Genomic DNA, 12,364 nt, shown 5'->3' on the forward strand with positions numbered 1-12,364 from the left:
GGCGCATGATCTTGAGGGTTTGACTCCGACTGATGCGCTGGTGGTGCGGGAGTTGGCCAGGCTCGCTGATTGGAGAGGTGAGAGTATCTGTTCTGTCGCATGGCTGGTGAGGCAGACTGGGCGTCATCGAGCCTCGGTGCTGAGAAGTTTGAGCCATTTGGAGGCTATGGGGGCGCTGCTGCGCCAGCGCAGGTATGGCTGTGGTGGTTGGGGGCGGCAGGCTTCTAGGGTCATGTTGTTGGCGGCGGCGCGGCGTCCTGAGGTGGAGGAGGTGCTGGTGTGCAGCTTTCCCCCGATGCCTGAGGTGCCTAAGAAAGGGCCTGTGGTAGGTGACGGGGAGGAGTTGCGCCAGATGCTGAGAGAGGCGATTGAGCACGGCTGGGTGGGTAGGGCCACGGAGATCGTGGCACGCAGTTTGACGGCTGCGGTGCGTACCCGGATGTCAAAGATTGTGCGCAAGGGCATGGTCTATTCAGGCATGGGATGGCAAGAATCTTTGGCTGACACGGTGTCTTGGGCGTGGGAGACGCTCAGGCTCAACGAGTCGAAGATCGTTGGAGCTGATGACCCGTGGGGTATGTGGACCACGATCACTGACCGAGCTACGGGTGAGCGCGACGGCGCATCTGCTGACGCAGTGAGCCTTGAGCTCGTGGAGCCGTTGAAGATGCCTGTTTCAGAGCGGGGTCTTCCGGGCGAGCTGACGGTGAGTGCCGAGCGGGTAGGGATTGACGACTTTCAGGGGGTGCTGTCCGCGATGGTTGAGGCGCTCATTGAGGCTGGTATGCCGCAGGAGGTGGCTTGGGCGGGGACTCGTCGGATTGTGGAGCTTTCGCTTAAGGGCGGCTCGCGGCGCCATACGCTGGCCGGGGAGGACCCGCGGCTGACTGACCTTGGGGTTGATGGGGCCTGTGGGCGGGCGTGGATGACGATGTTCGTGGGGTCGCGCAGGGGTGCCAAGACCTCGGTCCTGGAGGCTTCCCCTGAGGAAGTGCGTGGCCGCGCTGAAGCGGTTGTCGAGGCGTTCAACCAGGCCTCGTTTGTGTGATATGGGACACGATGTAGTCTTGGTCGCGTTTTGCGACCTATGGATTATTTGGGTGGCTGGCTGGCAATGGAGGTCAGGAGATCTCTAACCAGGGTGTTGGGGTTTAGGTTGACGTCGTGGGGCATCCACGGGGTGGTGGCGGTCAGTTGGAGGGACTGCCAAAAGGAGATGTTGTCGGTGGGTAGTTCCATGCCTTGGACCCCTTGGAGCTGGTCAGCCATTGACAGGTAGGCGTCTTGGGCTGCTTTCAGGGTGGTTAGTCCATCGGAGTTAACCGAGTCTGACCATGTGCGAGGGTCGTTGGGGTTGGCTTGGGCGGTGGTGACGCACCAGGTGAGTTTGCAGGTGGTGATGATGTCTTGGGGTGGGGCAGGGATGATGGCCAGGTGGCGGCCGTGATGCTCGATTGGCGTGCGGGTCAGTTCACTTCGGGCTTGACTGAGCAGTCGGGCGGGGTCTGATTCTGGGGTCACCAGGCGCCAGGAGGACTCAGCGATAGCAAGGAGTCGGTACCAGAAGGTTGCGTCTTCCTCGTCGACTTCCGCATTGATTTGGGCGGCCATGGATGCCATTTGAGCTGCGAATCCAGTCGCTGGTTCGTGGATTAGGCGGTGGTAGCTGGTTTTGGCTGCTTCGAAGGTCTGGCAGATCAGGGGGCAGTAGTAGGGCTGTTCGTCGGGGTGGTTACCGCCCGTGACCACCCACTCGTGCTCGGTTGTTACGGGCATGAGTTTTTCCTCCCCAAGGTCTGTATGGGGTCACGGTACACGGGTGGTGCGCCCACAGCAGACGGTTTAGGCGTAGAGAGGAGGTCATCGATGGCCGTAAATCCTTGGTTGCCGCCACCGGCGCCGGAGCCCGGCGTGGTGCAGACGGTGCCTGTTAGGCCCAAGTGGGCGCCTGGGGCGGAGGTGCGGGTGGAAGACGGGCTGCCTGTTGCCCGGGTGCCTGGAGGAGGGCTGTGGGTGCTGGGGGCTCATGGTGGGGCGGGAGCTACGACTGTGGCCGGTCTGATGGGCGCCAATGACGCGCTTGGGGCTTGGCCACTACCAACCGGCGCCTCAAACCAGGTGGTGGTGGTAGCACGGACCTCGGCTTATGGGGCCTGGCGTGCCCAGCTCGCTGCTTTGCAGTGGGCATCAGGCGCCCTGCCTGGCATTGACCTAGTCGGGGTCGTGTGGGTCAGCGCCGCCCCTGGCCGCATCCCAAAGGACCTCAGACAACAGATCTCCCTGGTTTGTGGAGCCTTTCCGAGGTCAGCGGCCCTCCCATGGGTCAGGCCATGGCGCGTTGAACACCCGATATCAACCCTGCCACCAAAGCGTGTGCAGGCAGACCTTAAACAGTTTTTAGCTGAGATCTAAGTTAGGAAGACAAAATGCTGCTGACAGCCACCCCCACGCCGGACATCAAAGACCTGTCAAACAAGCCAGTGATCCCGCCGGGCATCATCACCCCTTTGAACCAACTCCTTGGCATGGCAACCTTCGGGGTTCTGATCTTGGCGATCCTGGCGTTCATCGTGACGGCAGGACTGCTTATTCTCTCAGCTCTGGGGAGGGGAGGGGATGGCCTGGAGAACCTGATCCGCAGGGTCTTGAAAGTCTTCATTGGTTGCTTCTTAGCCACTTCCGCGTTAGCGATCATGACTGCTATTACAGGCGGATTCTGATGCCACAGGAAGAACCAAACCTGTTCAATAAGTCGTTTGCACTATCGGCAGGCTTCATTTTTCTGCTAGTTATCGGCCTGGTTTGGTTATTGGTAGATGGTGGCGTTTCGCGTACTACGGTCCCGTCTGGGGCGGTTTCTGATTCTGGGGTGCAGGCACCCGAAGTGACACCAACTAACGGTGTAGATACCCCAGATTTGGGATGCAAGATGCCTCAAGGTGACCAGAAAGTGCCAACTGGCGCTTTGGGGGCGGAGGTTATCCAGGTTGGCTCTGATCTGGTGGTGCCTTTTGTGCCGGGAGCCGGGCCTGGAGTCAGAGAAGGAATCACTCGCTGCTTCACCCACTCACCTACCGGCGCTGTGGTAGCGGCAACTAATTTCCTTAAATGGCTTTCTTCTAACCGGAAACTGGATGAGGTCACCGCCAAACTGATCGCTCCAGGCCCTGACCGCGACAGGATGCTGAAGGACGTCAAAACTAACTGGGATGGATCGACCACCCCGGCACTGACAGTTTTGGGTTACAAGACTGAGATCAGGGGTCGGGACGAGGTATTGGTGACGCTAGCGACGGCACTACCCTCAGATCTGTCTCACATGGTGTCGTGGCAGCTGGTTATGACCTGGGCAGAAGACGACTGGAAAGTGCGCCCCAGCCCGACGGGTGACTGGGGTGGGCGGGTTATCAAGAGCCTGGCAGACGAAAGATTTGCCGCCTGGACTGTTTGAGGTGATGAAATGTCGAAGTGCGAGCATGCTTGGCAGATCACCTGTCACGCGAAGGATTTATTTAGTGGCTTCGTTGCAGCGGGCACGGACGCCATCGTTGACTCATGGGCTGGCGCTGTCCTTAAAGGCTTGGACAGGACGCTTATTTCTGTGGGAACATTCTGGGTGAATGTGCAAACCCCAGACGTAACGTCACAAGACTCTGTGACTAGTTGGGCGAAGGGCTTGACTGCTTGGATGGTGCTGGTAGCCGGAACACTATCCTTCATTATCGCTTGCGGTATCCTCGTGTGGCACCAGCGCGGCGAGACATTTAGAGGCATCGCCTCTGGAATGTTAACACTGCTTTTTGTTTCTACGGGAGCAACGATTATCGGTCATTCGATGATCACGATCTGCGATGAGACCGCGAGATGGATTCTTGAAAAAGCCACCGAAACTGCTGATGGATCATTCTCAACGAAGCTGTTAGCGATCACTGCCATAGATCCAGGATTCACGACCATGATAGTCGTGATCCTTCTGGGTTTGGCTGGCATAATAGCCAATCTAGTTCAAATGGGGCTTATGTATGTTCGAGCAGCAATGCTCATATTACTGTTGGCGACCATTCCTATAGCGGCCGCCGCCTCGATGCTGGACTGGGGTAAAACCTGGTTCAAGAAGACACTCACTTGGTTCTTCGCATTCGCTTTGGCTAAACCCGCAGCAGCACTGATCTATGGGATCGGAATTAAACTTGTCTCCACCAATTCAGGTGACGCCCTGCAGGCCTTCATCCTGGGAGTTATCGTGATGGTGTTGGCGCCCTGGGCACTGCCAGCACTCATCAAGTTGATCACACCGGCAGCAAACATCGGCGGTGGATCGGGTGTGGGCGCGGCTGGTGCGGCCGTGGGGGCGCTAGCAACAGGTGCAGTCGCCTCTTCAGAACTTTTCAGCTCCAGCAGCGTCTACAACCAAGGTGGAGCTCCGAATGCAGGAGCTCCAAGCACGCCTGATGCTGGCACTCCGAATGCAGGAGCTCCAAGCACGCCTGGTGGTGGAGCTCCAAGCACGCCTGGTGGTGGAGCTCCAAGCACGCCTGGTGGTGGAGCTCCAAGCACGCCTGGTGGTGGAGCTCCAAGCACGCCTGATGCTGGTGCTACGGGTGCTGGTGCTACGGGTGCTGGTGCTACGGGTGCTGGTGCTACGGGTGCTGGTGCTACGGGTGCTGGTGCTACGGGTGCTGGTGCTACGGGTGCTGCCTCGGGTGGGGCGGCAGCTTTAACAGGTGGAATGAGCATGATCGTTGAGGTTGGTAGTAAGGCGGCTGAGGCCGCTAACAATGCGGCCCAGGAGGCGGCTGACAGTGCTACTGGTTCGGGGCCGGAGGCTGAACTATGAGTGAACAGAGTCAAGAGTCGGTCGTGCGCACTTACGGTGGTTGGCGCCGCGAACAGTCGGTTGGGCTTGGGGCTTTTTCTTTGGGTCAGAGCTTGGCGGTGCTTGTCGTCGGCTTTTCGCTGGTGATGGTGAATCTCTGGGCAGGCTGGCGTTGGTCAGCCCTGTTCGCGCTTGGCGCGGTCGCGGTGGCGGCGGCGACCTTGTGGAAGGACCGTTACGGGATGAATTTCTTCAACAGAAAGAGTGAGCGCATGAGGTTCTTGAAAGCAAAGCGTAAGGGTCGCACCGGTGTGCGTGCGGGCGTGCTGTCCGCACAAAGGAAGTCAGATGGACGCTGCCGACTGCCTGGTGTGCTTGGGAAGGTGTCGTTGACTAGTCATGTTGATGCTTACCGGCGTCCGTTTGGCATGCTGAGGCACTCCGATGGACACGTAACCATCGTGCTGGGGATCGCCCCGGATGGGGAACGATTGAAAGACAAGTCCCAGATTGACGATCTGGTGAGCGCCTTTGGTTCTTGGTTGGCTTGTTTGTCCAATGAGGTTGGGCTAATTGCTGCATCCATCACGGTTGAGACCAGCCCTGAAAGCGGTCAAAGGTTGCGGGCTAAGGTTCGCTCGCAACGCGGCTGTGAGGTCCCTGATGTGGCGCAGGAAGTCATTGAGGGTGTTCTGGCTGCGACCGACTGTACCGGGGCGCGGATCTCATGCTGGGCGACTTTGTCGTTTGAACCAGCGAATTTAGGCAAGGGCAAGCAGGCCGTGGACGAAATCGCGACCAGGTTACCGACTTTGACGCAGACTCTGGTGGCTGGAGGTGCCGGAGCGGTTCATGTCATGGATCGCGCTGAGATCGCCCAAATGGCGCGAATTGCTTATGACCCTGGGGTTGAAGCACTGATTGAGTCGGCGGCCGCGAAAGGGCAGCAGGTGGAGATCGAGTGGGAGGATGCAGGCCCGGGGACAAAATTGGAGGGATGGGACGCTTTTAGGCACGACTCAGCAATTTCATGCACTTGGGTGCAGCGCGTCGCGCCGCGTGGCACGGTCCAACACCGGTCGCTGAGGCGGCTGTTGGAGGCAACGAACCAGGTGCCTCGAAAACGAGTGACGATGATTTATCGGCCCCTTGACCCGGCCCGAGCTCCAGATGTGGTCGAGCGCGCGGTAGACCGCGCCGATAGTCGTCTCAGGCTGCGCGGAAAGCGTGCCACGGCAAGACTAAAGCGTGATCTCGCCCAAGCAGTGCAAACGACCACCGAGGAAGCTAGCGGAGCTTCAATCCTCGACTTTGGCCTCATTATCACGGCGACAGCCAGCGGGCCGGATGCCGATGCGCGCATGGTTGATGCGATCGCTGCGGTCGAAAGCATGGCGTCAGCTTCCAGGTTCACCATGCGTCCCGCTTTCGGGTCGCAGGGGATCGCTTTCGCCATGGGGCTGCCCTTAGGCGTGTTGCCCCACCAGCAGTCTTGGTTGGCGGAGGCCTAAAGTGGGGGCACTAGATCTGCTTACAGACGCCCTTGTTGGGTGGGTGCGCCCTGGCTGCGACACTAAGAGTTTGGCTATGGCCTTCACCCGCGAGGTGCCCTTGCAGATGTTCAGAGGCACTTCGTATCAGGTGTGTGGGTTGTGGCCTTACGTCATCGGGGGTGCCACCCCTGAGGTGGGGGTTCCCCTGGGTCAAGTCTTGCAGGGCTCAGGAATGCTCTGTGCAGACCACATCAGTTGGTTTCGCAAGGGGCTCATCTCCGCGCCCTCAGGGATGGTCCTAGGCCTCAACGGCCTGGGTAAGTCCTCTCTTATCAGGCGCATCATTTTGGGGCTTGCCTATCAGGGCGTGCACTCCATGATCTTGGGTGACATCAAGCCGGACTATGTTGACTTGGTGCAGGCACTAGGTGGCCAGGTCATCACCGTCGGACACGGGCGAGCTGGTATCAATCCTCTTGATGCCGGAAACGTCGATGAGGCGTTGGCCTTGCTGGCAGGCCGCCCCCAAGAGCAGCAGGCTTTAGCGCGCAGCGCGCATCAGCGCAAGAAGACGCTGATGATCTCCCTAATTCACATTGTGCGGCGCAGGCCTCCTACCGAGAGGGAGGAGGTAGTGCTAGATCAAGCAATCAGCCTTTTGGAGCACCGCTCAGGCAAGCCAGGGCTTGCTGACTTGTTGGCAGTGATCCGCCAGGCCCCTGATGAGCTCAGGCGCGCCGCGATCGATCGCGGTGACATCAGGCGCTACCGGGCCCTGGTAGAGGATCTTGAGGTCTCTCTTGAGGCTCTTGCCTGCGGCAGGCTCGGAGAGATTTTCTCTGCACCCAGCACCACTGCGATGATGATGGACCGCTCGACGGTCTTTGATGTTTCTAGCCTGCTGCAAGAGGACCTTGACGTAGGTGCAGCTGTGTTGCTGGCCTGCTGGAGCTATGGGTTCGCGACCATTGAGATCGCCCAAACACTCGCTGACGCTGGGGTGGCTCCCAGACGCCATTACAACTTAGTGATGGACGAGCTTTGGCGGATTTTGGAGGCATCTTCTGGCATGGTTTCAAGGGTCAACGCGCTGACCCGGCTAAACCGGACCATCGGGGTTGGCCAGTTGATGTGCACGCACTCAATGGCCGACATGAACGCGTTGGCTTCCTTGGAGGATCGGACCAAAGCGCGAGGCTTTGTCGAACGCTCCAAGATGCTTTTCTTGGGTGGGTTGCCAAGCCAGGAAATCGACTTGTTGTCAGGAGTCATGCATTTCTCATGCGCTGAGCAGAAGCTCTTGTCGTCCTGGAATGCCCCGGGAACTTATAACCCTTACACCGACCAAGTCACTGGTCACTGTGGCGTCGGCAAGTTTCTGCTCAAAACATCTGATGCTCCCGGGGTGGCATTCCAAGTCAGGTTCGCTCCTGGAGAGAGGGCTCTAAACGACACCTCTGCCCGGTGGAGGGAGGAGATGGGCTGATGAGACTGAAAGATGAGATCAAAACCTGGGATGGCGCGACTGTGCTGGGGGTCGGGGTCATGGTGGCCACGACTGTGCTGGCGGCCGTCATAGTCCTGGGCTCTCAGTTATGGGCGTTGCTGGCAGGCACTTCACTGCCCTGGAACCCAGTGCGGCTGGCTTTGATGCTGTGGCGTGGAAACCTTGAGATGTCGTGGAGTTGGTGGGCGTGTTGTGCTCTTGTGGTTGTCTTGCCGTTGGTCCTGTGGCTGTGGGTGCGCCGTGCGCGACGGGGCAAAGGTCGGCGTCGTGTGCGCGGAGATCAGGCAGCCCACCGCACTGGTAAGCCTGGTGATACCCGCAGTTTGATGCCTGTGCAGGCCCGCGCCAAGGCTGAGCGTCTAGGAGTGACGTCAAAGGTCTGTGGTTTGCCGGTGGGGCGAGCTGTGCGCACCGGCAAACCGCTGGTGACGGATTTTGAGTCAGTGTGCACCGGGGTAGCTGGGCCAAGAACTGGCAAGACCACCTGTTGGGTGATACCTCGCATCCTGGTCGCACCAGGTGCGGTGGTTAGCACTTCTAACAAGCGTGATGTCGTGGACGCCACTCGTGAGGCACGACAAGAGCAGGGACGCTGTTGGGTGTTCGATCCTCAGGGCATTGCTGATGAGCCTCAGCGCTGGTGGTGGAACATCATGGATTATGTGACTGACGCGGTTTCAGCGCGGGCTCTAGCTGAGATCTTCCAAGACACCACCCGCCCACCCGAGGCACAGGTCAGTGCCTACTTCGACGCTGCTGCCAGGGACCTGGTCGCTTGTCTGCTGTTGGCGGCTGCCCGCTCAGGTCGGCCACTAACCGAGTTGCACACCTGGCTCAACGACCTAAACGATGACGAGCCGGTTGTTTTGCTCAAAGATGCCGGCGAGAACCTGAGCGCAGACACTTTACGCGGCATCATGGCGTTGGTGCCCGAAACCAGGTCTGGAGTTTATGGCTCGGCATCAACCATGATGAGTTTCTTGCTGAATGCGCAGGCCATCCGATGGGTAACCCCAAGTCCGTGGTTGGAGCAACTAGATCCGCGCGAGTTCGTGAAGTCAACGGACACCTTGTTCGCCCTGTCTCAGGAGGGCAGGGGGTCAGCGACTCCGATAGTTACGGCGCTGACTGTCGCTGTGACCGAAGCCGCCGTTGAGCACGCCAAGACGCAGCCAGCAGGTCGGCTCTCGGTCCCAATGCTCATTGAGCTCGACGAGGCAGCCAACGTGTGCAAATGGCGGGAATTGCCAGACATGTACTCACACTTCGGCAGTCGTGGGATCTGTGTGGACACAGTTCTTCAGTCCTGGTCGCAAGGTGTAACCGCATGGGGTGAGGCGGGGATGAAAAAACTTTGGTCTGCGTCGAATGTGAAGGTGTATGCAGGTGGTGTCTCGGAGCGTGCTTTTCTTTCAGATCTCTCAGAGCTCATCGGCAGCTGGTGGGCAGACTCAATCCAGGTCTCCCACTCTTCACAAGGCCAAAGCACTTCACGCTCACTGCAATCCCAGCAGCGCAATATCGCGACCGTGTCTGACTTGCAAGCTTTGCCTCCGGGCAGAGCTTGGGTGTTTGCCTCTGGAGCGACCCCGGTTCTAGCTGAGCTTGTGCCCTGGTGGCGCAACTGAAAGCCAACTCAACAACAACACCGACGGCAAGGAGGCCGAACATGGAAGAGGTCGTAGCACTAGCAGGTCAAGAAATCACTAAGCTTATGAGAGCAGCAGCCCAAATCGGCAGGTTTCTGGCAGAGCAACGCCGTAGACAGCTGTACCAGCAGGCCCAGCGTTCAGCTGGGCATGCTCGCAACCTTAGGGCGATCATGAACCAGGAACGTGTGCTGGCCGCGCCGGTATACCGGCGTGCCTTAGACCAACGCTTCTGGCAAACGGCCAACGCGCCGCAGGCCAGTTTCGTTTATGGGTTAGCGACCCGGTTCGCGACCTTGGACCCCGTGGCGGAGCAAGCCGCACGCATTTGCGAGGTGGAGGCCCACAATCGTTGGAATGTCCACCTAGGCGAACTCCAGCAGGCCTCCGAGGCCCCAGTGACTTCCAAAGACCTGGGACCCGGCCAGATCGAAGCGTTGGCTCCCAAGCTCCAAGGAGAGCCAGCCCAGCAGTGGGACCGTGTGCTTGACGAGGCGGCCAAACAAGAACGCAGTCAGGCAGCCAACCCCGATCCGGCTGCTCAAGAAGCCAAGAAACAAGAAAAGGCGGTCAATCATTTGCTGACTGTGCTGGGCGATCACCCCGAGATTGCCCGGGTCCGTTTTGGGACACTGCATAGTGGGCTGGCCGTTGAGGCACTCGACGAGCAGGGGGCTGGGCTGCCTGAAGCGTCCTTAGCCCTGAACCAGGTGATTACCAATGCCGCAGTGCCTGATCTGCTGGCCAGACAGTTAGGTGACCGCACATGGGAGCGTGAAGCGTTCGAGACCGAGATTTCACGCCCGCTGGTGGCCGCTGCTGTCACACAGCGCCAAAGCCCACACACACCCGGGAATCCGACGGACCTTACTACCGCTTCTTCCAGCGACGAGATTGATGTGGCCGGAGCAAGGGCGTGGTTTGACACGCACTACAGCACCCATAAAGTGCAGGGCGATAGGAATGAGTATGCGGTGATGCTGCAGGCTGCCCTAGCAGCCGAGGGCTATGACCTACAGGCCCCGCCTCAACTACGTGACCCTGGCTCTTTTAAGCTGAACGATGAGTTCATGAGTGCCGTGGGAGCTCGCAAAGAGTTGGCTGGCTGGCTGGCAATGGAGGCCAGGGGGATCGAGGAGCACATTGATGGACGCGCGATTCACTCCTTGCGTGCATGCTGGCAAATTGTCCAGGACGGGGACTACCCGGAGTTAATCAATTGGAAATGGAATGTCGGCACAAAGTCGATGGAAGCAGCAAAATGGGCCCCTAAAGAGATAGGAGAAGTACGCCTGGTGGGTGAAAACCCACAGCCAGGCGTTTATTTGCCTGCAATGCGCCAAGCCGCAGCCCAAGAAGCCGCTGAGGCAGGCCTGGATGTCCAGGCCTATCTCGACCACCTGCAACCAGTGCAACGGCGTGCTCTGATAACCGGGCTTGGCCCCGAAGACCCCAATGCCACAGATCACCATTACGGTCCGGGAATCTTACGCGCAGCTGCATACCGCGTGGCCTATGCCAAGGCCTCGGCCGCTGAGCGTCCCCAGTGGTCAACCCGACATGAGCTTGAAGTCTCCCAAGCCCAAGACCAACTCAACAATGACGAGCTCAAAACTGATCTGCTCCAAGATGCCACCAGCTTGGAACGGGTAGATCCTGTTGAGCAGGTCGGCCAGGAGACAGACAGCATGGCTTGGGAGAACAGGCAGGTATTGAGCCTGGATGCGACCGAGAGAGCGGCGCTGGCCGACGAGCTCCGCAAGTACGCCGCCTGGCGTGAAGGCGATCTGAACTTCGATATTCATGAACGGATCGCTGAGTTGGGTCAGGACCCAACCTACGCCTATGACCTGGCGCGCCAGGATCGGGAGCTGGAACTTGAACGGCAAAGAATTGACCAATTCTCCCAGGAACAGGCCCAGGCCGCTAACACCTACCGGCAGCTAGCACATCAGGTTGAGCAAAACGGACAGCTCGACCTGACTGATATGGCCGTGCGCCGAGAAGTGATTGAGATGATCGACAATCACGGCTGGCAGCTCGATAATCGCGCCCTAGAGTCGGTGCCCGCCCCCATGCGCCGTGTCGTGGAAGCCTGCCTCCAGGCGCCGTCTGTGCCACTGCGCCCCGAGCCTGACATGGCCAGTCAGGCCGTCTCTGTGGCTGACGCGCCGATGGCCCTACCCGAGGAGTACCTGGTAGCCGATCACGGCCCCAGGTGGGACTCACAAGAAGCGAGGGACGACTGGGCGGCAGAGCTGGTCTCGAAAGGTGTGGATCCTGCTGCAGTGCGCGCAGCACGCACCGGGGACTTGAGCAGGTCCAAGCCCACGAAAGCCACCACCGTCAAAGGCTCCACGAGCAAGTCTGGTCGGCGCCCACCTAAGACACCGCATGCGTCCAACTCTCACAAGCCTCGTTCAATCCCGTAAGGCTCACATGCGGGGAGTGAACAAGTCGTCAGGTGGCGGCTCACACGGCAGCATCGCTTCAGGGTGAGGACGTCTAGGTTGGTGGCCACGCTCAACAGAGCAGCCTTTGAATGTGCCCTCTGAGCTCAGCAGCTGTCCCATGATGGGATCGGCGTAATATACCAGCCACTTGGCCGTGGCCAGTGGCTGCTCGTTGACGTGCATCTCCTCCCACGCCTGCCACAACGCGGTCAACCGCAAAACGGCTTCGTCGTGCATCCACCACTTGGGGCACCAGGTCGTTGCCGTCGAGGTTGCCCGCTCGTAGATCAAGGCGATCAGCCCCGTAACAAAGTCATTTAGCGTGGGGAACTGGAAGGGGACCGCCTGTGGCTGACCACCATCATCTAGTGGCACAGAAGAACTCGCGGACCGGCCAGGATCTGAAACAAAAGGATTAGGTTCACTCATGCCCTAACCGTGTGGTG

The 12,364-nt window shown here is 59.2% G+C and carries 11 protein-coding genes; 9 read left to right on the plus strand and 2 right to left on the minus strand.

Translation table 11 applies throughout. The features are described 5' to 3' along the window. The first annotated feature begins 148 nt into the window (after positions 1-148). Positions 149-1,048: a hypothetical protein gene (locus DR039_RS05560; protein ID WP_126622329.1), complete on the plus strand. Its 900-nt coding sequence runs from the start codon at positions 149-151 to the stop codon at positions 1,046-1,048. A 44-nt stretch (positions 1,049-1,092) separates the two neighbouring features. Here the strand turns inward: DR039_RS05560 and DR039_RS05565 are convergent, their stop codons facing one another. Further along, on the minus strand, positions 1,093-1,776 hold the full coding sequence (locus DR039_RS05565) for a hypothetical protein (protein ID WP_111836432.1): 684 nt from the start codon (positions 1,774-1,776) through the stop codon (positions 1,093-1,095). A 90-nt stretch (positions 1,777-1,866) separates the two neighbouring features. Between DR039_RS05565 and DR039_RS11770 the strand changes: the two genes are divergently transcribed. The 8 genes from DR039_RS11770 (at position 1,867) to DR039_RS05605 (ending at position 11,897) form a co-directional block, all read left to right on the plus strand. Then, positions 1,867-2,412 carry a DUF6668 family protein gene (locus DR039_RS11770; protein ID WP_111836433.1) on the plus strand — a complete coding sequence of 182 codons (546 nt, stop codon included), beginning with the start codon at positions 1,867-1,869 and terminating at the stop codon, positions 2,410-2,412. A 14-nt stretch (positions 2,413-2,426) separates the two neighbouring features. After that, on the plus strand, positions 2,427-2,720 hold the full coding sequence (locus tag DR039_RS05575; RefSeq protein ID WP_111836434.1) for a hypothetical protein: 294 nt from the start codon (positions 2,427-2,429) through the stop codon (positions 2,718-2,720). Next, entirely contained in the window at positions 2,720-3,451 is a 732-nt protein-coding gene (locus DR039_RS05580) for a hypothetical protein (RefSeq protein WP_111836435.1), read from the plus strand. Before DR039_RS05575 ends, DR039_RS05580 begins: the two co-directional genes overlap by 1 nt. A 976-nt stretch (positions 3,452-4,427) precedes the next feature. Then, a complete protein-coding gene (locus tag DR039_RS11245) occupies positions 4,428-4,721 on the plus strand; it encodes a hypothetical protein (protein WP_170166839.1) in 294 nt (97 codons plus the stop codon). 112 nt (positions 4,722-4,833) lie between these two features. Further along, positions 4,834-6,327, plus strand: coding sequence for an SCO6880 family protein (locus tag DR039_RS05590; RefSeq protein ID WP_111836437.1), 1,494 nt, complete (start codon positions 4,834-4,836; stop codon positions 6,325-6,327). A 76-nt stretch (positions 6,328-6,403) separates the two neighbouring features. Then, the gene (locus DR039_RS05595) at positions 6,404-7,795 is read left to right on the plus strand and encodes an ATP/GTP-binding protein (RefSeq protein WP_111836665.1); all 1,392 of its coding nucleotides are present in this window, start codon (positions 6,404-6,406) and stop codon (positions 7,793-7,795) included. Then, positions 7,795-9,444: a type IV secretory system conjugative DNA transfer family protein gene (locus DR039_RS05600; protein WP_111836438.1), complete on the plus strand. Its 1,650-nt coding sequence runs from the start codon at positions 7,795-7,797 to the stop codon at positions 9,442-9,444. The genes DR039_RS05595 and DR039_RS05600 overlap by 1 nt, the downstream gene beginning before the upstream one ends. Positions 9,445-9,485: 41 nt before the next feature. After that, positions 9,486-11,897, plus strand: a complete 2,412-nt coding sequence (locus DR039_RS05605; RefSeq protein ID WP_111836439.1) for a hypothetical protein — start codon at positions 9,486-9,488, stop codon at positions 11,895-11,897. A gap of 3 nt (positions 11,898-11,900) precedes the next feature. Here DR039_RS05605 and DR039_RS05610 read toward each other — a convergent pair whose 3' ends face one another. After that, a complete protein-coding gene (locus DR039_RS05610; RefSeq protein WP_111836440.1) occupies positions 11,901-12,347 on the minus strand; it encodes a DUF4913 domain-containing protein in 447 nt (148 codons plus the stop codon). Positions 12,348-12,364 lie beyond the last annotated feature (17 nt).

The sequence above is a fragment of the Actinomyces bovis genome (assembly GCF_900444995.1).
In the GTDB taxonomy this organism is placed as follows: domain Bacteria; phylum Actinomycetota; class Actinomycetes; order Actinomycetales; family Actinomycetaceae; genus Actinomyces; species Actinomyces bovis.

What these genes read in the sequence shown, in the direction of transcription:
- DR039_RS05565 (WP_111836432.1), bottom strand. Translation starts at nt 1,776, where the DNA reads ATGCCCGTAACAACCGAGCACGAGTGGGTGGTCACGGGCGGTAACCAC.
- DR039_RS11770 (WP_111836433.1), top strand. Translation starts at nt 1,867, where the DNA reads ATGGCCGTAAATCCTTGGTTGCCGCCACCGGCGCCGGAGCCCGGCGTG.
- DR039_RS05575 (WP_111836434.1), top strand. Translation starts at nt 2,427, where the DNA reads ATGCTGCTGACAGCCACCCCCACGCCGGACATCAAAGACCTGTCAAAC.
- DR039_RS05580 (WP_111836435.1), top strand. Translation starts at nt 2,720, where the DNA reads ATGCCACAGGAAGAACCAAACCTGTTCAATAAGTCGTTTGCACTATCG.
- DR039_RS11245 (WP_170166839.1), top strand. Translation starts at nt 4,428, where the DNA reads ATGCAGGAGCTCCAAGCACGCCTGATGCTGGCACTCCGAATGCAGGAG.
- DR039_RS05590 (WP_111836437.1), top strand. Translation starts at nt 4,834, where the DNA reads ATGAGTGAACAGAGTCAAGAGTCGGTCGTGCGCACTTACGGTGGTTGG.
- DR039_RS05595 (WP_111836665.1), top strand. Translation starts at nt 6,404, where the DNA reads ATGGCCTTCACCCGCGAGGTGCCCTTGCAGATGTTCAGAGGCACTTCG.
- DR039_RS05600 (WP_111836438.1), top strand. Translation starts at nt 7,795, where the DNA reads ATGAGACTGAAAGATGAGATCAAAACCTGGGATGGCGCGACTGTGCTG.
- DR039_RS05605 (WP_111836439.1), top strand. Translation starts at nt 9,486, where the DNA reads ATGGAAGAGGTCGTAGCACTAGCAGGTCAAGAAATCACTAAGCTTATG.
- DR039_RS05610 (WP_111836440.1), bottom strand. Translation starts at nt 12,347, where the DNA reads ATGAGTGAACCTAATCCTTTTGTTTCAGATCCTGGCCGGTCCGCGAGT.